This is a genomic window from Ruegeria sp. AD91A (genome assembly GCF_003443535.1).
Lineage (GTDB): Bacteria > Pseudomonadota > Alphaproteobacteria > Rhodobacterales > Rhodobacteraceae > Ruegeria.
Window position 1 is genome coordinate 3433439 of the sequence record NZ_CP031946.1, and the last position, 20747, is coordinate 3454185.

General features: G+C 57.6%; 21 protein-coding genes. 16 read left to right on the plus strand and 5 right to left on the minus strand.

Annotated features, from left to right (window positions below; all coding sequences use genetic code 11):
- Position 1: 1 nt before the first annotated feature.
- From D1823_RS17245 to D1823_RS17255, 3 genes are read left to right on the plus strand one after another with little or no spacing between them, the layout of a single operon-like run.
- Entirely contained in the window at positions 2-1096 is a 1095-nt protein-coding gene (locus D1823_RS17245) for a microcin C ABC transporter permease YejB (RefSeq protein WP_117872162.1), read from the plus strand.
- Entirely contained in the window at positions 1097-2203 is a 1107-nt protein-coding gene (locus tag D1823_RS17250; protein WP_117872164.1) for an ABC transporter permease, read from the plus strand.
- Positions 2200-3777: an ABC transporter ATP-binding protein gene (locus D1823_RS17255; RefSeq protein ID WP_117872166.1), complete on the plus strand. Its 1578-nt coding sequence runs from the start codon at positions 2200-2202 to the stop codon at positions 3775-3777. Before D1823_RS17250 ends, D1823_RS17255 begins: the two co-directional genes overlap by 4 nt.
- Before the next feature lie 24 nt (positions 3778-3801).
- Here D1823_RS17255 and D1823_RS17260 read toward each other — a convergent pair whose 3' ends face one another.
- Entirely contained in the window at positions 3802-5730 is a 1929-nt protein-coding gene (locus D1823_RS17260; protein ID WP_117872168.1) for an elongation factor G, read from the minus strand.
- Positions 5731-5941: 211 nt separating this feature from the next.
- Positions 5942-7297 carry an oxygen-independent coproporphyrinogen III oxidase gene (gene hemN / locus D1823_RS17265; RefSeq protein ID WP_117872170.1) on the minus strand — a complete coding sequence of 452 codons (1356 nt, stop codon included), beginning with the start codon at positions 7295-7297 and terminating at the stop codon, positions 5942-5944.
- A 61-nt stretch (positions 7298-7358) separates the two neighbouring features.
- On the opposite strand from hemN, the gene fnrL reads away from it, so the two are divergent.
- Entirely contained in the window at positions 7359-8102 is a 744-nt protein-coding gene (gene fnrL, locus D1823_RS17270; RefSeq protein WP_117872172.1) for a transcriptional regulator FnrL, read from the plus strand.
- 71 nt (positions 8103-8173) lie between these two features.
- Positions 8174-8428 carry a GlsB/YeaQ/YmgE family stress response membrane protein gene (locus D1823_RS17275; protein WP_117872174.1) on the plus strand — a complete coding sequence of 85 codons (255 nt, stop codon included), beginning with the start codon at positions 8174-8176 and terminating at the stop codon, positions 8426-8428.
- A 37-nt stretch (positions 8429-8465) separates the two neighbouring features.
- Here D1823_RS17275 and D1823_RS17280 read toward each other — a convergent pair whose 3' ends face one another.
- Positions 8466-9305, minus strand: a complete 840-nt coding sequence (locus D1823_RS17280) for a universal stress protein (RefSeq protein ID WP_117872177.1) — start codon at positions 9303-9305, stop codon at positions 8466-8468.
- A 201-nt stretch (positions 9306-9506) separates the two neighbouring features.
- Here D1823_RS17280 and ccoN point away from each other — a divergent pair, with 201 nt between their 5' ends.
- From ccoN to ccoP, 4 genes are read left to right on the plus strand one after another with little or no spacing between them, the layout of a single operon-like run.
- Positions 9507-11114 carry a cytochrome-c oxidase, cbb3-type subunit I gene (gene ccoN, locus D1823_RS17285; RefSeq protein ID WP_117872179.1) on the plus strand — a complete coding sequence of 536 codons (1608 nt, stop codon included), beginning with the start codon at positions 9507-9509 and terminating at the stop codon, positions 11112-11114.
- Between the two features lie 14 nt (positions 11115-11128).
- Complete coding sequence (ccoO, locus tag D1823_RS17290; protein ID WP_117872181.1) at positions 11129-11857, plus strand: cytochrome-c oxidase, cbb3-type subunit II; 729 nt, start codon at positions 11129-11131, stop codon at positions 11855-11857.
- A 12-nt stretch (positions 11858-11869) separates the two neighbouring features.
- Complete coding sequence (locus D1823_RS17295; protein WP_117872183.1) at positions 11870-12055, plus strand: cbb3-type cytochrome c oxidase subunit 3; 186 nt, start codon at positions 11870-11872, stop codon at positions 12053-12055.
- Positions 12052-12915: a cytochrome-c oxidase, cbb3-type subunit III gene (ccoP, locus tag D1823_RS17300; protein ID WP_117872185.1), complete on the plus strand. Its 864-nt coding sequence runs from the start codon at positions 12052-12054 to the stop codon at positions 12913-12915. Before D1823_RS17295 ends, ccoP begins: the two co-directional genes overlap by 4 nt.
- Before the next feature lie 95 nt (positions 12916-13010).
- On the opposite strand, the gene D1823_RS17305 is transcribed toward ccoP, so the two are convergent.
- On the minus strand, positions 13011-13301 hold the full coding sequence (locus tag D1823_RS17305) for a hypothetical protein (RefSeq protein WP_117872187.1): 291 nt from the start codon (positions 13299-13301) through the stop codon (positions 13011-13013).
- A 35-nt stretch (positions 13302-13336) separates the two neighbouring features.
- On the opposite strand from D1823_RS17305, the gene ccoG reads away from it, so the two are divergent.
- From ccoG to nusG, 6 genes are all read left to right on the plus strand, one after another.
- Positions 13337-14764, plus strand: a complete 1428-nt coding sequence (ccoG, locus tag D1823_RS17310) for a cytochrome c oxidase accessory protein CcoG (RefSeq protein ID WP_117872189.1) — start codon at positions 13337-13339, stop codon at positions 14762-14764.
- Positions 14765-14766: 2 nt separating this feature from the next.
- The gene (locus tag D1823_RS17315; RefSeq protein ID WP_117872191.1) at positions 14767-15225 is read left to right on the plus strand and encodes a FixH family protein; all 459 of its coding nucleotides are present in this window, start codon (positions 14767-14769) and stop codon (positions 15223-15225) included.
- 2 nt (positions 15226-15227) lie between these two features.
- Complete coding sequence (locus D1823_RS17320) at positions 15228-17405, plus strand: heavy metal translocating P-type ATPase (protein ID WP_117872193.1); 2178 nt, start codon at positions 15228-15230, stop codon at positions 17403-17405.
- A gap of 5 nt (positions 17406-17410) precedes the next feature.
- Complete coding sequence (gene ccoS / locus D1823_RS17325) at positions 17411-17569, plus strand: cbb3-type cytochrome oxidase assembly protein CcoS (protein ID WP_117872195.1); 159 nt, start codon at positions 17411-17413, stop codon at positions 17567-17569.
- Positions 17570-17668: 99 nt separating this feature from the next.
- Positions 17669-17866: a preprotein translocase subunit SecE gene (gene secE / locus D1823_RS17330; protein ID WP_050605011.1), complete on the plus strand. Its 198-nt coding sequence runs from the start codon at positions 17669-17671 to the stop codon at positions 17864-17866.
- A gap of 199 nt (positions 17867-18065) precedes the next feature.
- Complete coding sequence (gene nusG, locus D1823_RS17335) at positions 18066-18599, plus strand: transcription termination/antitermination protein NusG (protein ID WP_117872965.1); 534 nt, start codon at positions 18066-18068, stop codon at positions 18597-18599.
- A gap of 85 nt (positions 18600-18684) precedes the next feature.
- Here the strand turns inward: nusG and D1823_RS17340 are convergent, their stop codons facing one another.
- Positions 18685-19914, minus strand: a complete 1230-nt coding sequence (locus D1823_RS17340) for a peptidoglycan-binding domain-containing protein (RefSeq protein WP_117872197.1) — start codon at positions 19912-19914, stop codon at positions 18685-18687.
- 382 nt (positions 19915-20296) lie between these two features.
- On the opposite strand from D1823_RS17340, the gene rplK reads away from it, so the two are divergent.
- Entirely contained in the window at positions 20297-20746 is a 450-nt protein-coding gene (gene rplK, locus D1823_RS17345) for a 50S ribosomal protein L11 (RefSeq protein WP_117872199.1), read from the plus strand.
- Position 20747: the final 1 nt, after the last annotated feature.

The window sequence follows — 20747 nt, forward strand, 5'->3', positions numbered from 1 at the left end:
CATGGGCGCCTATATTCTAAGACGCTTGTTGCTGATCATTCCGACCCTTCTGGGCATCATGATCGTCAACTTCACGCTGGTACAATTTGTGCCTGGCGGTCCGGTCGAGCAGATCATTGCGCAGATCGAAGGACAGGGTGATGTTTTCGCCGGATTTGCAGGTGCGGGCGATGCCGGCGCGGGTTCAGAACCGGCGGGCGGTGTTTTCGACGACAAATATGTCGGTGCGAGGGGCCTGCCGCCCGAGTTCATTGCTGAACTTGAAAAGGAATTCGGCTTCGACAAACCGCCTCTTGAACGGTTCCTGATCATGATGGGCAACTATCTGACGCTGGACTTCGGCGAGAGCTATTTCCGCTCGATCAGCGTGATTGAACTTGTACTTGAAAAAATGCCGGTCTCAATCTCGCTGGGCCTGTGGTCGACCCTGATTGCTTATCTGGTTTCTATTCCGCTGGGCATTCGCAAAGCGATCAAGGATGGTTCGCGGTTCGATACCTGGACCAGCGGTGCGATCATCGTGGCCTACGCAATTCCGGGCTTCCTGTTTGCCATTCTGCTGCTGGTGCTTTTCGCCGGTGGATCCTATTGGCAGATCTTCCCACTGCGTGGACTGACCTCGGACAACTGGGACAGCCTGAGTTTCTTCGGTAAGATCGCAGATTACTTCTGGCACATCGCGCTACCGACTATTGCTCTGACGATCTCGGCCTTTGCGACGTTGACGCTGCTGACCAAAAACTCGTTCCTGGATGAGATCAAAAAGCAATATGTCATGACCGCCCGCGCCAAAGGCCTGAGCGAACGCAAGGTGCTGTATGGCCATGTGTTCCGCAACGCGATGCTGATCGTCATAGCCGGATTTCCGGCCGTGTTCATCGGCGTGTTCTTTGGAGGTTCGATCATCATCGAAACGATCTTCTCACTTGATGGTCTGGGACGTCTCGGGTTTGAAGCCGCCGTGGCGCGGGATTACCCGGTGATCTTCGGCACGCTGTTCATCTTTGGCCTGATGGGCCTGGTCGTCGGCATCATCAGCGACCTGATGTATGTGCTGGTCGACCCGCGCATCGATTTCGAAAAGCGGGAGGGGTAAATGGCATTGTCCCCCCTGAACCAGCGCCGCTGGAGCAATTTCTGCCGCAACAGGCGCGCTTTCTGGTCATTGATCGTTTTCTCAGTGCTGTTCGGCCTGTCGCTGTTTGCCGAGTTTATCGCCAACGACAAACCGATTCTGGTGAAATACCGGGGTGAGTTCTATACGCCGGTCTTCAACTTCTACGCGGAAACCGATTTTGGCGGAGACTTCCAGACAGAGGCGATCTATCGCGACCCCGAGGTTCAGTGCCTGATAGACAGCGGCGGCCTTGAAGAGTGTTTTGACGATCCTGAAGGCATTATCGAACAGATCGACGCCGGTACGTTCCAGGCGGAAGGATTCGAACGTGGCTGGTCGCTTTGGCCGTTGATCCCTTATTCCTACAACACGTCGGTCGATCGCCCCGGGGCTGCGCCATTGCCACCCAACAGCCAGAACCTCCTGGGGACAGATGACACCAAACGCGACGTTCTTGCCCGCGTGATCTACGGTTTCCGCCTGTCGATCCTGTTCACGCTGATCGTGACGGGCGCCGCCAGTCTGATCGGAATTTTCGCCGGTGCCATACAGGGCTTCTTCGGCGGTTGGCTGGATCTGATCTTTCAGCGGATCATCGAGATCTGGTCAGCGACACCGTCGCTTTATGTCATCATCATCATGTTTGCGGTGTTGGGGCGAAGTTTCTGGCTGCTGGTCGCGTTGATGATTCTGTTCAGTTGGACCGGACTGGTTGGCGTGGTACGTGCCGAATTCCTGCGGGCGCGGAACCTTGAATATGTGCGCGCTGCGCGGGCGCTGGGCGTGGGCAACATGACCATTATGTTCCGCCACATGCTGCCGAACGCGATGGTGGCCACGCTGACCTTTATGCCCTTCATCGTCACGGGCACCATAGGTGGTCTGGCTTCGCTGGATTATCTGGGTTTTGGCCTTCCCTCTTCGGCCCCTTCGCTGGGAGAGCTTACCTTGCAGGCGAAACAGAACCTGCAGGCCCCATGGCTGGCCTTCACGACCTTTTTCACCTTTGCCATCATGCTGTCCCTGCTGGTCTTCATTTTTGAAGGCGTGCGGGATGCGTTCGATCCCAGAAAGACCTTCTCATGAGCCTGCTGGATGTAAACAACCTGAAGGTCTCTTTCCGGCAGGACGGTCAGATCAGTGCTGCGGTTCGGGGCGTGTCGTTCCATGTCGATCGCGGGGAAACCGTGGCGCTTGTGGGCGAATCCGGGTCGGGTAAATCCGTCACTGCGCTCAGTACGGTATCGTTACTGGGCGACAGCGCGATCGTTGAAGGATCCGTCACCTATGACGGGCAGGAGATGATCGGCGCCTCGGAGCAACGCCTGATGGATGTGCGGGGCAATGACATCAGCTTTATTTTCCAGGAGCCGATGACATCGCTGAACCCGTTGCACACGATCCAGAAGCAGATGGCGGAATCGCTGGCCCTGCATCAGGGGGTAACGGGCGATGTCGCGCGCGAACGGATTCTCGAGCTGTTGAACAAGGTCGGTATCCGCGACCCCGAAGACAGGCTGGACAGCTATCCGCACCAGTTGTCGGGTGGACAGCGGCAGCGGGTGATGATCGCCATGGCACTGGCGAACAAGCCGGACATCCTGATCGCCGATGAGCCGACGACGGCGTTGGATGTAACCATTCAGGCACAGATCCTCGAGTTGCTGGCCGATCTGCAGAAATCCGAAAACATGGGGATGCTGTTCATCACCCATGATCTGGGCATTGTGCGCCGGATCGCTGATCGGGTCTGCGTGATGAAGGATGGTGAGATTGTCGAAACCGGAGTGACGCGGGAGATTTTCGACAACCCGCAGCATCCCTATACCCGCAAACTTCTGGCGGCCGAACCGTCGGGTCAGCCTGACGCCGTTGCAAGAGATGCGGAAGAAGTCGCGCGTACCGATCATTTGAAAGTCTGGTTCCCGATCCAGCGCGGGTTTCTGAAACGGACGGTTGGCTATGTGAAGGCGGTGAATGACGCCTCGCTGAGTGTACGCGCGGGTGAGACTTTGGGGATTGTGGGCGAAAGCGGGTCTGGCAAGACCACGCTGGCGCTGGCGCTCATGAGGTTGATCGCGTCCGAAGGCGGCATCACCTTCCGCGATCAGGATGTGCGAAAATGGTCCACGCGAGAGCTGCGCCGGCTGCGCAAGGATATGCAGATCGTGTTTCAGGACCCGTTCGGCAGCCTCAGCCCACGTATGACCTGCCAGCAGATCATCGCGGAAGGTCTGGCCATTCACAACGTTGATCCTCATCGCGCGCCGCGCGAGCTGGTCGCTGAGGTGATGACCGAGGTGGGCCTCGATCCTGAGGCCATGGATCGGTATCCGCACGAGTTTTCGGGCGGGCAGCGTCAGCGCATCGCGATTGCGCGTGCGATGGTTCTGCGACCGAAGCTGCTGGTACTGGATGAACCGACCAGCGCGCTGGACATGACGGTTCAGGTTCAGATCGTCGATCTGCTGCGCGATCTGCAAAAGAAATATGGGCTGGCTTATCTGTTCATCAGCCATGACCTGAAAGTTGTACGGGCGATGTCGCACAAGGTGATCGTCATGCGAAATGGGGATGTGGTTGAAATGGGCACGGCAGAGGATTTGTTCGAAAATGCCCAGACCGACTATACCCGCGAACTGATAGCGGCGGCGGGCTGAAACCAGCCCGCCAAATTCAGTGTATCAAGCGCTTGCCTTTTCTTTGGTCGTTGCCTTGGGCGTTGGCCCACGCAGTTCCTCATAGTGGTCAAAGCTCAGCTTAACCCATCCAGTGCCGCGCGTGGCGCTTGCGAGTGTGCGATGCAATTCATCCTCGGCAACGGCGGGAATCAGCGCGTTGAAGATCTCCCAGCCTGATGCGTTGGGATTGCCTTCAAATCCCAGAACTTGCCCTTGTAGAGAGCTGATTGTTGGCACGAGATCGCCCACAAAATCGGATGGCAGGTGGATTTCAGCATTCAGGATCGGCTGTAAAACAACCGGTTTGGCCTGAGGCAGCGCTTCACGCACGGCGTTCTTGCCTGCGGTGCGGAAGGCATAGTCGGAACTATCTACGTTGTGGTGTTTCCCGTCTTTCAGTGTCACTTTGACATCGACTACGGGAAAGCTTTCGGGGCCTTGCTCCAGCGCGTCCTTGGCTCCGTGTTCCACTGACGGGATGTAGTTCTTGGGAACCGCTCCGCCTTTGACCACCTCTTCGAACTGGAACCCCGATCCGCGTGGCAGGGGCGCGACCGAGATCACCACATCCGCGAACTGCCCAGCCCCGCCGGATTGTTTGCGATGCCGGTGGCGATATTCGACAGGTTTTCGAATGGTTTCACGATAGGCGGTTTCGACCTGATCGGCTTGAATCTCGATCCCGAAATCCTCGGCCAGCTTGGTGGTCACGCGTCGCATGTGCTGCGGACCTTGAGAACCAAGAACGGCGTGGCCGCTCAGCTCATCCTGTTGCAGGTGAAGGCCGGGGTCGATTTCGGCCAGACGGCTCAGGGCGTTGGAGAGGCGCACATCGTCCCGCTCATGCACTGGTGAGACGATCTGGCGATGCGCCACTGGATGCGAGGACGCCCATTCCGGCAGCTCCGTCGCTGAATTGCTGTCATAGATGTAACAAGGGTTGAGGTGATCGGACTTCACTGCCAGACCAATCTGCCCGGCCTCCAGTGTCGCGATTTGGGTTTTGGCGTCCAGCGTTGTCAGGTTGCCGACGGTCTCACCGCCCAAGGCCTCATGGGCTTGCACGCCGTCACCCAGGCCGCGCAGAACGACGATTTTTCCGATGTGTTTTTTGACATCTGCAAAACCGGCAATGGCGCGGGCGCTGTCTGCGGCCTCGTCGCGCCCGGCGGCGATATCAAACTCGGGGGCTTCGTGCCGTAGCGCTTTCATCAGGCGCGTCAGCCCGTTGCCGTGGCTCGCGGCCCCCAGGCAGGCGGGGATCAACTGGTGATTCTGTAGGACCTGCGCGGCCAGGTCATAAACTTCGTCACTTGGCGGCAGTTTGTCTTCGATCAATTGCTCCAGAAGGGTGTCATCGAAATCGGACAAGGTCTCAAGCAGCTCGGTTCGGGCCTCCTGCTCACGGTCTTCGACGGATTTAGGCAGTTCGATCAGGGCCGAGGGTTGGCCCTCCTGATACTTCCAGGCCCGTTCCGAGATCAGATCGACCGCCCCGATGATCGTATCTCCTTCGCGGATCGGCACTTGACGCAGGGCGATGTGATGGGTGCAATATGTTTGCAGTGAGGCGATGATATCGCGGATGCGGCCGTTGGGATTGTCCATCCGGTTGATGAACAGAAAACAAGGGATGCCGGCCTCTTCTACCAGTCGCAGGTAGGGCGCGCACAAAACGGCGGCATTCGGGTCGGGGGGCACGACAACCACGGCGGCGTCCGATATTGCCATTGCGGGTCCGACATAGGCCAGAGCATCGCCGCCCCCGTCAACGTCGATCGCGCACCAGGGCTCGTCCAAGTAAGAAAAACCGTGCAAATGCACGGTTTCGGAAACATCGAATGTGGTGGGGCGCCCGTCGAGGCGGCTGATGGCCTCGACAAGCGTAGATTTGCCCGATTGGCTGGGCCCGAGGACGGTAAAAACGCGCATGAGTGTTGTCCCTCTTTCAGGTTGCAGATTGGCTGCACGAAAGGGACCGACCGACGCGTTGGCGCCGACAAGGATTGTCTGTATTTTGCCCGCCTCAGGCCGCAGAGCAAGATGCCACCCTACAGTATGAGTGTGGGAAAAACCGCAGGCGTGCGTCAAGCCCCTGATGTGTTTTGCGCGTCACGGGCCGAATGTTGCCCGTAGAAAAGGGTCAGATGGCCGAGCTGTGCCCGGCTTTGCTGAGGTCATAGGCATCAAAGCTACGGGCGATCATCCGGGTCAGCGCACGCGCTTCGGGCGGCACGAAAAGCCCGTCTTCGGTGATCTGCAGCATTCCGTCGAAAGATGCATTGGCTGCGCGATACATCTCGTCCAGTTCAGTGGCTGATACATCGTGATCCCGCAGGATTTCCGCCGTGTCGATTTTGAAATCGCACATCAGTGCCTCGATCAGGCGGGCACGCAGAATGTCCTGACCTTTAAAGAGGTGCCCTCGGGATGTTGAAAACTGCCCATTTCGAATGGCTTTGGTATGGGCAGAAGTGGCCGGAGCGTTCTGCGCATAACCTTGCGGAAATCGCGAGATCGAGCTGGCCCCGACACCAATCAGTATATCGGCCTGATCGTCGGTATAGCCCTGGAAGTTCCGCTTGAGGCGGCCCGCGTGCAAAGCGTGGGTAAGCCCGTCATCCTGAGTGGCGAAATGGTCGATGCCTATCTCGGCATAATTGTCCCAAAGGAACAAACGTCGGGCCGTGTCGAACAACTCGAGGCGCTGTTCCGGTGTGGGCAGGGCGTCCGAAGGAATCAGCTGCTGCCGCTTGGCCATCCAAGGCACATGGGCATAGCCGTAAAGCGCCACGCGATCCGGGCTGAGCGACAGGAGTTTCTGTACGCTTTCCGTCATGCGCGCCTTGGTCTGATGCGGCAGACCGTAAAGAATATCCGCATTCAGGCTGGTGATGCCACGTTCGCGGATCATGTCGATGGCATCGCGTGTTGTGTCGTAGCTTTGGATGCGGCCGATGGTTTTTTGAATTTCGTCATCGAAATCCTGCACTCCGATCGAGGCACGGTTCATGCCCGCGTCTGCCAGCGCATCCAGACGCGCCTCATCAATCTCGTTCGGATCGATCTCGACCGAGAATTCGGCATCAGGCCCCATGGGCACAATACCCAGGATGTGTTGTGCTAATTCGCGCATCAGTTGGGCGTTCAGCAACGTTGGCGTGCCGCCGCCCCAATGCAGGCGCGACAGAACCACACCTTCGGGCAAGCGTGCTGCCAGAAGATCCAGTTCGGCCTTCAGAACGTCGACATAGGCGATCACCGGACTGTCGGTTTGTGTCCCTTGTGTCCGGCAGGCACAGAACCAGCAAAGCCTGCGGCAGAATGGGACATGGACGTACAGCGAAACAGCACTGCCGGGTGTGATCCCGGAAATCCAGTCGCCAAACATATCTGCTCCCACGTCGTTGCTGAAGTGGGGGGCGGTGGGGTAGCTTGTGTAACGCGGTACTTTCGCGTCAAATAGTCCAAGCTTTGCCAATTGTGGTTTCACTATCATGGCGATACCCTTAGGCGACAGATGACATAGGTGCTTTGATGGAGATCAAGTGGGAACGCGCATGACAGTAAAAGCACAATTTGACCATTCAAATTGCGGAGATTGCCCGATACGTCATCGTGCCGTCTGCGCTCGCTGTGATGCTGACGAGCTGGAAGAGCTTGAAAGCATTAAGTATTATCGCAGTTTCGAGGCGGGTCAGACGATCATCTGGTCTGGGGATCCGATGAGTTTTGTCGGCTCGGTTGTGGCCGGAATTGCATCGTTGACTCAGACGATGGAAGATGGACGCACCCAGATGGTTGGTCTGCTGCTGCCCAGCGACTTCGTTGGCCGCCCGGGTCGCGATACTGCACCTTACGATGTTCAGGCGACGACGGATGTCGTGATGTGTTGTTTCCGCAAGAAACCATTCGAAGAGATGATGGACCAAACCCCGCATATCGCCCATCGCCTTTTACAGATGACTTTGGACGAGCTTGATGCCGCACGCGAGTGGATGCTGGTTCTGGGGCGAAAGACCGCGCGTGAGAAGATTGCCAGCCTGCTGTCAATTATTGCTCGCCGGGACGCATCGGTAGGTCAAAAAGGTCTGTCAGGCACTATCGTTTTCGATCTGCCGCTGACCCGAGAAGCCATGGCGGATTATCTGGGCCTGACGCTCGAGACGGTCAGTCGCCAGATATCGGCTTTGAGAAAAGACGGGGTGATAACGCTTGAAGGCAAGCGGCACGTGACCATCCCCGATCTGGGTCGCCTGATGGAAGAGGCGGGCGACGATTCGGATGGCGGTTTTCTGGTTTAACGTGAACCACATATAAAAAGTGACAACCGGCGCAGCGTTTGTTGCGGGATTGTCCAACTTAGGAGCACGGCATGGAATTCAGCAGTTTGTTGGCAATGCTGTTGATCGGCGCAATCGCCGGTTGGCTGTCTGGCAAGATCATGGAAGGCCGGGGGTTCGGTCTTTTCGGCAACATCATTGTCGGAATCGTCGGCGCGTTTCTTGCGGGGTTGGTTTTTCCGGCACTTGGATTTGCCGTTGGCGGCGGCCTGCTGTCGTCTATCTTCTTCGCAACAGTAGGCGCCGTGATCCTATTGTTCCTGATAGGCCTCATCCGCAGAGGATAACAAAAGCCGCCAAGTCAGGCGGCATTTGAATGGCGGATCAATGGGCAAGGAATACGGGAACAGTAGACTGCTCCAGCATGTTGCGGGTTGCTCCACCCAGAATGGCCTCGCGGAAACGGGAATGGCCATAGGCACCCATCACGATCAGATCCGATTCTGTATCGGATGCGTGGCGGTTGAGAATATCCGACACGCGCGTCATGCTTTTGCTCAGCACATCAATCTCACATTTGACCCCGTGACGGGCCAGCATCTGTGACAGCATTCCGCCCGGATCAGACCTGTCGGGCCCATGGCGGGGAGGGTCGATGACCACGATTCGGACCAGCTCGGCCTGTTTCAGGAAGGGCAGGGCGTGACGAATGGCGCACATGGCCTCTACGCTTTCGTTCCAACCTATCATGATATTGCGCGGCACCGTCAGGGGTTTGACGTCGTCCGGTACGACCAGAACCGGGCAATGCCCCTCGAACATGGCGGCCTCAACGATGGGCTCGGCTTCGGCCCCACGGTCTTTGCCGTAGGGGTGCGGCAGTATCACCAGATTGGAAAACCGTGCCCTATGTGCAACGTGGCGTCCTATATCAGCAATTTGCGCGACGCCATGCTCGGCGGACCAGCGAACGCCGGACTTGCCAAGGTAATCATTGGCAAAGGACAACAACTCCTTGGCCTCGGCGTTGGCTCGGCTCAGTGTTTCCTGAACGATGAGCGCATTGGCACCCGCATAGTAATAACCTGTCTGACTGCGATCGACCCCAAGGCACAGGGCTTCGGCATGGGCATCCTGAGATTGTGCCAAAGCCACCATCTGCGCCAGAGCGGCGGGTGCTGTCTTGGTTTCGGTCATAACAGTGAGTAGAGATTTGTAAGTCATTGCGACCTCATGATTCGGGCATTTGGTCTCATGTGACCAGTTGGCCTATTTCCTCTACAATGCGTGTCACAGAAAACGCAGAACTGTCTTGATACAGATCAAAGCAGCAATAGCCGCCGTGCTTCAGAACGGCAGCCAGTCAAATGGGTTTCGCGCGTCATAAGAACCAAAAGCGCGCGGAGCATGGCAAAGGGACGCAATATGTCGAATTACATCAAGCTGATCGTGCTTGGTCTGATCGCGCTGTTTGCAGCGATCGGAACCAATTATGCACGCGATTTGGCGTATCAGGTACATGCGCTGCTGGTGATGCTTATCGCCGGTGGCTTGTTTATCTGGACGCTTCGAAACACTGACGAGCCAGATATTCTAGTCGACCGCTCGGGCGAATACATGGATGACGTGATCCGTTATGGCGTGATCGCAACCGCCTTCTGGGGCGTTGTCGGGTTCCTGGCCGGGACCTTCATCGCGTTTCAGCTTGCCTTTCCGGTGCTGAACTTTGAATGGGCACAGGGTTATCTGAATTTCGGTCGTTTGCGTCCGCTGCACACGTCGGCGGTGATTTTTGCCTTTGGTGGCAATGCGTTGATCGCAACCTCATTCTATGTCGTGCAACGTACCAGCGCCGCGCGCTTGTGGGGCGGCAACCTGGCGTGGTTCGTATTCTGGGGTTATCAGCTGTTCATCGTGCTGGCCGCGACCGGCTATGTTCTGGGCGGTACTCAGTCGAAGGAATATGCCGAGCCTGAATGGTATGTCGATCTTTGGCTGACCATTGTCTGGGTCGCCTATCTGGCGGTCTACTTGGGCACGATCATTAAGCGGAAAGAACCCCATATCTATGTAGCCAACTGGTTCTATCTGGCCTTTATCGTCACCGTTGCGATGCTGCACCTGGTCAACAACATGACCGTTCCTGTCAGCATTTGGGGTTCGAAATCGGTCATCGTCTGGTCGGGCGTACAAGACGCCATGATCCAGTGGTGGTACGGCCACAACGCGGTGGGTTTCTTCCTGACTGCGGGTTTTCTGGGCATGATGTACTATTTCATCCCTAAACAGGCCGAGCGCCCGGTATTCTCGTACAAGCTGTCGATCATCCACTTCTGGGCACTGATCTTCCTGTATATCTGGGCCGGTCCGCACCACCTTCACTATACCGCGCTGCCTGACTGGGCTTCGACGCTGGGCATGGTGTTCTCGGTGATCCTGTGGATGCCGTCCTGGGGTGGTATGATCAACGGTCTGATGACCTTGTCGGGTGCATGGGACAAACTGCGCACCGACCCGGTGATCCGGATGATGGTGATTTCGGTAGGCTTCTACGGCATGTCCACCTTCGAAGGCCCGATGATGTCGATCCGCGCGGTGAACTCGCTGTCGCACTACACCGACTGGACCATTGGCCACGTGCACTCGGGCGCGCTGGGCTGGAACGGTATGATCACCTTTGGTGCGTTGTACTTCCTGGTGCCCGTCCTGTGGAAACGGGAACGCCTGTACTCGCTGCAGATGGTCAGCTGGCACTTCTGGCTCGCCACCATCGGCATCGTGCTCTACGCCGCATCGATGTGGGTGACCGGTATCATGGAAGGCCTGATGTGGCGCGAAGTGGATGCCAACGGCTTCCTGGTGAACTCGTTCGCCGACACCGTGGCTGCCAAGTTCCCGATGTACGTGGTGCGTGCTCTGGGTGGCGTAATGTTCGTCGCTGGTGCTGTGATCATGTGCTACAACCTGTGGATGACTGTGCGGAAAGCCCCGGCCAAAGAGGCCAGCCTGACCGTCGCGGTCCCGGCTGAATAAGGAGGGCCGGAGCAATGGCAATTCTCGACAAACACAAGATCCTCGAGACCAACGCGACCCTCCTGCTGATCTTCAGCTTTCTGGTCGTAACCATCGGTGGCCTGGTGCAGATCACCCCGTTGTTCTATCTTGAGAACACCATCGAGAAGGTGGAGGGCATGCGCCCTTACACCCCTCTCGAGATGGCGGGGCGTGAGATCTATATCCGCGAAGGCTGCTACACCTGCCACAGCCAGATGATTCGCCCGATGCGGGACGAGGTCGAACGCTACGGTCACTACTCGCTGGCGGCGGAATCGATGTACGATCACCCGTTCCAGTGGGGATCCAAACGGACCGGCCCTGATCTGGCCCGTGTCGGTGGCCGCTATTCGGACCAATGGCAGATCGATCACCTGCGGAATCCACAATCCGTGGTGCCGGAATCGGTGATGCCGAAATACGGCTTCCTTGAGCATCGTAAAATTGACGGCAAGTACATCGGCGATGTAATGGCCACCAATGCTTTGGTCGGGACTCCTTACACCGAAGAGATGCTGGAAAACGCGCAAGCTGATTTCCTTGCTCAGGCTGACCCCGACAGCGACTATGACGGGCTGTTGGAGCGCTATGGTGACAAGGTCAATGTGCGCAACTTTGACGGCCAGCCCGAGCTGACCGAAGCTGATGCGTTGGTTGCCTATCTTCAGATGCTGGGCACGTTGGTCGATTTTTCGACCTTCACCCCGGACGCAAGCCGCTAAAGGAGAATCGTGATGGAAGAATACACAATTCTCAGGCAGTTCGCGGATAGCTGGATGCTGCTGTTGTTGTTCGCCTTCTTCGTTGGCATCGTCATCTGGGTTTTCCGCCCCGGTGCCAGTAAGGAATACAACGACACCGCCAACATCCCCTTCCGGCATCAAGACAAACCCGCCACATCCAAGGAGGCGCGGAAATGAGCAAGACACCTGAAAAACAGCCGGGTGATCCGAACACAACCGGGCACAGTTGGGACGGGATCGAAGAGTTCGACAATCCGATGCCGCGCTGGTGGCTGTGGACATTCTATGTGACCATTATCTGGGGCGTGATCTACACGATCATGTATCCAGCATGGCCCTTGGTGCAGTCGGCAACTGCTGGCGTCATGGGATGGTCTTCGCGGGCTTTGGTCCAGCAGGAGATGGTCGCATTCGAAGAGGCTAACGCACCCTGGAATGCCAAGCTGGTGGAAACTCCGCTGGAAGACATCGCGAAGGAAGCTGAACTTCAGCAATATGCCGTGAACTCCGGTGGTGCCGTGTTCCGTACCTGGTGCGCACAGTGCCACGGTTCCGGTGCACAGGGCGCGCCTGGTTTCCCGAACCTGCTGGATGACGCCTGGCTCTGGGGGGGGACGATGGAAGACATCGTCTACACCGTCAACTATGGTATCCGGAACGAAGAAAGCGACGATGCACGCTATTCCGAGATGCCTGCCTTCGGTGAAATCCTCGAGGATGATGAAATCACGCAGGTGGTTCAGTATGTCATGTCGCTGAGCAACGCACAGACCGAAGATGCGGCGGCTGAGGCGGGCAAGGTTGTCTTCGAAGACAACTGCGCGTCCTGTCACGGCGAAGATGGTACGGGTGACATCTTCCAGGGGGCACCGAACCTGACCGACGCTATCTGGCTATATGGTGGCAGCGAAGAGACTCTGACTGAAACTGTGACCTACAGCCGCTTTGGCGTCATGCCGAACTGGGATACCCGCCTGACCGAGGCGCAGATCCGTGCGGTATCCGCCTATGTCCACCAGTTGGGTGGTGGTCAGTAAGACCTAGAGGGCAACCTTCGGGCGGTTCGCCGCCCGAAGGCTGTAGCACCGGCTGTTCCATCTGTTCGCGCGTTTCCTGAACAGCCGGTGCTCTTTTACACTACTTTCCTGTTGTATTGCCATTCAGTTCTGCGCAACGAGGTCTGCTCATATGCGTTGGGGTGGGGCGCAATCTTGGGCTGCGACAATTGGTCGGGACTCAGAGAGCCGCGCGTGCTCGATGCGGTTGGGTTCAAGCCACAAGCAGATTTTTCGCCAAAACCAGCTGAAAATCGGGTAAAATACGCCATTTCCAGCGCGGGCAATATGGGCTGATCTTCAAAAGATGTTTGCTCGATGCGCTTTTTGACCCATGTCAAAGTTCGCCCATGCATGATCTGGAACAAGACGTCTTCAGAAGACCCATTTGTGGAGCCAGCCAGTGAGCGATTCCGACCCCGCCCCCAGCCTTTACGCCGCGCGTGAACCGATCTTTCCAAGACGTGTTTCGGGGCCGTTTCGAAACCTGAAATGGATTATTCTTATTGTGACGCTGGGCATCTACTACGTGACGCCCTGGATCAGATGGGATCGTGGTCCCAGCCTGCCGGATCAGGCTGTTCTGTTGGATCTGGCAAATCGGCGTTTCTATTTTTTCTGGATCGAAATCTGGCCGCACGAATTTTACTTTGTCGCCGGTCTGCTGATCATGGCGGGTTTGGGCCTGTTTCTGTTCACGTCAGCTCTGGGTCGCGTGTGGTGCGGGTATGCATGCCCGCAGACCGTCTGGACGGATCTGTTTATTCTGGTCGAGCGCTGGATTGAAGGTGACAGAAACGCCCGCCTGCGCCTGCACCGTCAGGAAAAGCTCGATTTCCGCAAAGCTCGTTTGCGGGTCACCAAATGGACGGTCTGGTTTCTGATCGGTCTGGCGACGGGCGGTGCCTGGGTGTTCTACTTCGCGGATGCACCGACGCTGGCCCGTGATCTTGTGACGGGCAACGCGCATCCCGTCGCCTACACGACGATGCTGATCTTGACGGGTACAACTTTCTTCTTCGGCGGGTTCGCCCGTGAGCAGATCTGTATTTACGCGTGCCCATGGCCGCGCATTCAGGCGGCAATGATGGATGAGGACACGCTGGTTGTCGGCTATCGCGAGTGGCGGGGTGAGCCGCGCGGCAAAGGCAAGCGGACGGCGGATTCAGAGTTGGGGGATTGTATCGACTGTATGGCTTGCGTGAATGTCTGCCCTGTCGGTATCGATATCCGGGATGGTCAGCAGTTGGAATGCATCACCTGTGCCCTGTGCATCGACGCTTGTGACGACATGATGGCCAAGATCGGCAAACCACGAGGGCTGATCGACTACATGGCGTTGAGTGATGAAGCCCATGAGCGATCCGGAGAACCCCCCAAGAATGTCTGGAAGCACATTCTGAGGCCACGTACGATCATGTACACCGCATTATGGGCGCTGGTCGGATTCGGGCTTCTGTTTGCACTGTTCATCCGTTCTGACATCGATCTGACCGTCGCGCCGGTGCGTAACCCCACTTTCGTCACCCTGTCGGACGGAACAATCCGCAACACGTATGACGTTCGTCTTCGCAACAAGCACGGTGAGGACCGTCTGTTCAAACTGTCTTTGGCGGGCGATCCGGCGATGCGACTGGAAATTGAGGGAACCAAGATCGATACTGTGAATGTCACGGCGGATACGGCACAATTGACCCGTGTATATATCATAGCTCCTCGCGACAGCGGTCCGGCCGCAGCAGAGGCGACACCTGTGCGGATCTGGGTCGAAGACCTCAGCAGCGGCGAACGCGCATACAAGGACACCACGTTTAATGGACGAGGGAACTGATCATGGCCGAACGTAAATTCACCGGAAAGCACGCTTTGGCCGTGTTTGTCGGCGCTTTTGGCGTGATCATCGCAGTGAACCTCGTGCTGGCCTACAATGCCGTGAAGACGTTTCCCGGGCTCGAGGTGAAGAACTCCTATGTCGCCAGTCAGGAGTTCAACGAGAGATTGCAAGAACAGCGAGCGCTGGGCTGGACCGTTCGGGCGGAAACCAAAGGTGGTCTTCTGATCCTTCACATTACCGACGAAAGCGGTGTACCGGTTCAGGTGAGTGAATTGCAGGCGGTGGTTGGCCGGGCAACCCATGTACGCGACGACTTCGTACCCGACTTTACGTTCGACGGTACCGCCTATGCCACGCCTGCCACTTTGGGTAAGGGCAACTGGAATATCCGATTGGTGGCGCGTGACGGAAACGGTGCCGAATTCTCGCAGCGCGTTCCGCTGTACGTGAAGGGGTAAGCATGACGGCTCAGCTTTCATCCGGTACAGCAGCCTGCCCGGGCTGCCTTGCGGCCCCGGCAGAACCGGCCCGGCCCGTACCGGAGGATGTACAGATCGCTTTGTCGCTGCCGGGCATTCATTGCTCGGCCTGTATCGCGACGGTCGAGCGTGAACTGAACGCGCACCCCGGCGTCGAAGATGCCCGGGTGAATCTGACGCTCAAACGCGCGATGATAAAAGCCACGCCGGAAACGCGCGCAAGCGATCTGATCCCGGTGCTTGAACAGGCGGGATTCGAAGCACATGAGCTTGATCCGGGGGTTTTGTCCGCAACGCAGACGGACAAGGCCGGTCGTGATCTTCTGATGCGCCTGGCCGTGGCCGGGTTTGCATCCATGAACGTGATGTTGCTGTCGGTTTCGGTCTGGTCCGGTGCGACGGATGCAACGCGGGACATGTTCCACTGGATTTCAGCGGCCATTGCGCTGCCGGCCATTGCGTTCTCGGCCCAGCCGTTCTTTGTCAATGCTTGGAGCGCCCTGCGCGTGCGACGGCTGAATATGGATGTACCGATTGTACTGGCGATCCTGTTGGCGCTGATCACATCGCTGTGGGAAACCGCGTTGAGCGGCGAGCATGCCTATTTCGACGCTGCTCTGACATTGACCTTCTTTCTGCTGGCGGGACGGTATCTTGATTACCGTACCCGTGCTGCGGCGCGATCAGCGGCCGAGGAATTGACAGCGTTGGAAGTTCCCCGCGCCATTCGTGTGGTCGATGGGGCCGAAGACGAGGTTCCCGTTGCCGAGTTGCATGTCGGAGATCTGGTCCTTGTGCGACCGGGTGGGCGCATGCCGGTGGACGGCCAGATCGTGTCGGGCCAGTCCGAACTGGATCGATCCCTTCTGACAGGCGAGACGGTGCCAGTCTTTGCCGAAGCCGGGCAGGTTGTGAGCGCGGGTGAAGTCAACCTGACGGGTCCGTTGACAATCCGGGCAACGGCGGTCGGGGAAGACACGTCGCTCCATCGCATGGCTGATCTTGTAGCCATCGCCGAGTCTGGCCGGTCCCGCTATACCTCGTTGGCCGACAAGGCCGCCAAGCTCTATGCGCCCGGGGTTCATATTCTGTCGGCGCTCAGCTTTGTTGGGTGGTACATCTATTCCGGTGACTTGCGCACGGCACTGAACATCGCGGCGGCTGTTCTGATTATTACCTGCCCCTGCGCGTTGGGTTTGGCCGTGCCAGCGGTAACAACGGCCGCGTCGGGTCGGTTGTTCCGCAAGGGAATGCTGATCAAGCACGCCACTGCACTGGAGCGGTTGTCCGAAGCCGACACAGTTGTATTCGACAAGACGGGCACCCTGACATCCGGCGTACCGGAACTGGTCAATCTGGCAGACCATGCCCGCGCCAAGGTCGAGGTCGCTCTGGCGCTGGCCGAGGCTTCTGCGCATCCCTTGTCCGTGTCATTGGCAAAAGCGGCGCGTGCGGCAGGGATCAAACCAGCAAGTGTTCGAGGAATAGCCGAGGTTCCCGGCTATGGCACCGAGGGCGAGTTCCGTGGCCAACGTGTTCGTCTGGGTCGGGCGGCCTGGGTCGGCGCGGATCAGGGCACCAATACTTCGGCCTGGCTGGCAATCGGCGAAGACGCACCCGTGGCCTTCCGATTCTCGGACGCCTTGCGCCCGGGCGCCGCTGAGGCGGTAGATGCGCTGCGCGCTTCGGGCAAGCAGGTGCTTCTGATTTCAGGAGACTCGCAGGGGGCCGTGCGCGCATTGGCAGAAAAACTGGGGATCAGGGATTGGATTGCCGAGGCTTTGCCGCAGGACAAGGCAAGACGCATTCAGGATCTCAGCGATGAAGGTCACAAAGTTCTGATGGTTGGCGACGGGCTGAATGATACCGCTGCTTTGACGGCGGCGCATGTGTCGATCTCTCCGGCTTCCGCGCTGGATGCGGCACGGGTCGCGTCGGATATCGTACTGTTGGGCAATGATCTTTCGCCTATTGCGGATGCGTGCGACACGGCTGTCAAAGCCACCAGGCGCATTCGCGAAAACTTCCAGATCGCAACCGTTTACAACGTGATCGCTGTTCCTCTGGCCGTGATGGGACTGGCGACACCGCTGATCGCGGCCTTGGCGATGTCGACCTCGTCCATTACCGTGTCCCTGAACGCCCTGCGGCTGAGGTAACCTGAATGGAAGTGCTTGCCTATCTGATCCCGATTTCCCTGTTCCTGGGGGGCGTTGGTCTTGCCGCCTTTGTCTATACCGTTCGTTCGAACCAGTACGAAGACCCCGAAGGCGACGCGCGCCGGATCCTGAGCGACGAATGGGATGACAAACCCAAACCCTGAACGATTGCCCCATAGAGGCAGAGATGAACCAACTGCCCTTGAAATTGTCGCAATGCCCGGATATGTCCGGCCCATCCGCTAGCAGAGAGAAAACGCCAAATGGCCACTACCAATCCGATCCAGTTCATTCAGCAGGTCCGAGCCGAAGTCTCCAAGGTCGTCTGGCCGACCCGGCGCGAGGTGCTGTTGACCACGGTAATGGTCTTTATCATGGCCGCGCTGACGGCTGTATTTTTCGCTTTGGTCGATCTGGGTATCCGGGGCGGCCTGCAACTGATCCTGGGCGCGTTCAGCTAAGCAGTATCAGCGCGTTGATACGTCTCTGCCCCCTTGCGTCGCGCGCAATGTCAGAGTAGGTGACGCGGTACTATTCGGAATAGGCGTGTGGCGATTCGGGCTGCGCGCCGCTTTTTATTCCGGATGGCGTGACGAGATTTTAATGACGGGTGTGTCCGGTACGCGGGATACCTCGAAGACAAACAAGGACGACAGGTTCATGGCGAAACGGTGGTACTCGGTCAGCGTTCTTTCGAATTTCGAAAAGAAGATCGCAGAGCAGATCCGCACGTCGGTGGCTGAACAGGGCCTTGAGGACGATATCGACGAAGTGCTGGTGCCCACCGAAGAGGTGATCGAAGTGCGCCGGGGCAAGAAAGTCACGACCGAGCGCCGTTTCATGCCCGGTTACGTGCTGGTACATATGGAAATGTCGGATCAGGGCTATCACCTGATCAACTCGATCAACCGCGTCACCGGTTTCCTGGGCCCTCAGGGGCGTCCGATGCCGATGCGCGATGCTGAGGTCAATCAAATCCTCAACCGTGTTCAGGAAGGTGAAGAAGCGCCCAAGCTGATGATCAGCTTCGAGGTTGGTGAAAAGGTCAAAGTCAACGACGGCCCGTTCGAGGATTTCGACGGCATGGTCGAAGGCGTGGATGACGAAAACCAGAAACTGAAGGTCTCGGTCTCGATCTTTGGTCGGGAAACCCCGGTCGAGCTGGACTTTACGCAGGTTACGAAGCAGGGCTGAGGAAACTCTCCTCGAGAATTGAAACGCCGCGATGCCAAGGGTAACGCGGCGTTTTTGTTTAGGTATTCGCTGAAAACGTATCGACCTATTGTGCTTGAACCATAGCCGCGCGCAAAAGTTGCGGTCTGTCGGTCTGGGACGGCAGGAACACGGCTTGCGATCCGGCATCCAGCGCCGAAAGGCTCGCGTCATACCACTGCATCGCAAGGTCGCGGCGCTCCTGCACGCCGAAACCTTCGCGCAGATGGTGGCCAATCAGTTCGCCGTAGGCGGGTTCACCCATTGCGACCAGCATCAGAGCAGACCCAAGAGCGGCATCCATGTTGTCCTGACGGTAGCCAATCGCCAGACAGACCTTGCTTGTTGCGGCAAGATCTTGGGGGCTGAGCCCGGAGTCCAGCGCCAGCTTGCGCATCTGGGTTTCAGCCTCGGTTTTCGAGTTGATCGACAGAGCGTCAACTTGTGGAGCCACCATTTCACCATAAGAGTCGCATTGGGCGCTAACCTGATCCGGCGTCAGTCCCTGGATATCCTGAATCAGATCTTCACCGCGTGCCATCGCGTAACTGCGGGCAAGGCAGAACTGCTCGCTGAGCGCAAAGTCGGGATCGGACATGTTCGACAGGGTTGTATAGCCGCCATTGGTCGATGTTTGCAGCATGACTCCGCTGCAGCGATTGGCCAGTGACGGGCCTCCGGTACCGCCTGAAAACAGGCTCGGCAGGCTTGCAGACGCTGTTTCAGTGGTCTCGGGTTCGGGTTCCTGCGGTGTCGTAACCGGGACAGGTTGTACCGGCACGGTTTGTGCCGGGGCCTGAGGGGCAGCAGCCAGAGCAGAGCCCGTGTGCACCTGACGGCGATACGCCATCAGCAGCGGTTGGCCCGAAAGCTGAGTGGCCGACTGCCCACCGCTTGTGGCCCAATAGTAGGCCTGCATCAAAAAGTCGGACTGATAGGGCTGAAAATCATAGCCGTTCACAGGATAGCCCATCGAGGCCTGATAGCGTTCGATTGCGGACCGGGTGCCACGACCGACCTGGCCATCGACCCTTCCTGCATTGTATCCGAAGTAATTGAGCGCGGTCTGGGTTTGCGCGCCCTGTGAAGTCGATGGGATGCCCGACCGGTAAGTTCGATTTGATGTGGTCGTTCTCTGAGACTTTTTCTTCTGTTGGTCCTTGCCAATCGCGTAGCCAACGATTCCGCCGACGACGGCGCCGCCGAGGAATTCACCAGCGTCCGCCCGCGCTGTCTGAGGGGCAGCTGCAGCAAGAGAAAAGGCGATGCCAAGAGTTAAAACTAAACGAAGTATCATAATTAACCTCCACCAAAATTCACTAATTTTTCGAAGTATAACACGGCCACGCGCTTTGTGGTGATGCAAGCACCAAAATCCCGATTGATGAGCGACTGATTTGTGGTTTTCGCCGTTTTTTTAAAATGTTAGTGGCACTCACAATTGCACTGCCAGTGGCCTACAATCTTTTAGGCGGCGAATAACCTTCCTGGTTTTGATTCGGTATATCCAGATTGCAGCGCCAACCACTTGTCATCTCTACTGATCCCCTGTAAACGCCGCCTCTATCGTCTTCGGGCGAGATTCTCTCGTGGGAGGTTGCAGGGATCGCGATCCCGGATCGGACCACGCAACATAATCTGGGTGGGACGCGTTTCACCTAAGTTGAAAGGAAAACCAAATGGCCAAGAAGCTTGCTGGTACAATGAAACTGCAGGTTCCTGCAGGACAGGCGAACCCGTCGCCGCCAGTTGGTCCGGCGCTGGGTCAGCGCGGCATCAACATCATGGAATTCTGCAAGGCGTTCAACGCCAAGACCGCAGACATGGAGCAAGGCGCGCCTTGCCCGACCGTGATCACCTATTATCAGGACAAGTCCTTCACCATGGACATCAAGACGCCGCCCGCGTCTTATTACCTGAAAAAAGCGGCTGGCCTGAAGCCGGTTGGCAAGCGGAACCGCCCTCGTGGTGCGGAAAACCCAGGTCGTGAGACCGTGGCAACCGTGACCTCGAAGCAGGTTCGCGAAATCGCCGAAGCCAAAATGAAAGATCTGAACGCCACCGACATCGAAGGCGCAATGCAGATCATCCTGGGCTCGGCCCGCTCTATGGGCATCGAGGTGAAGTAAG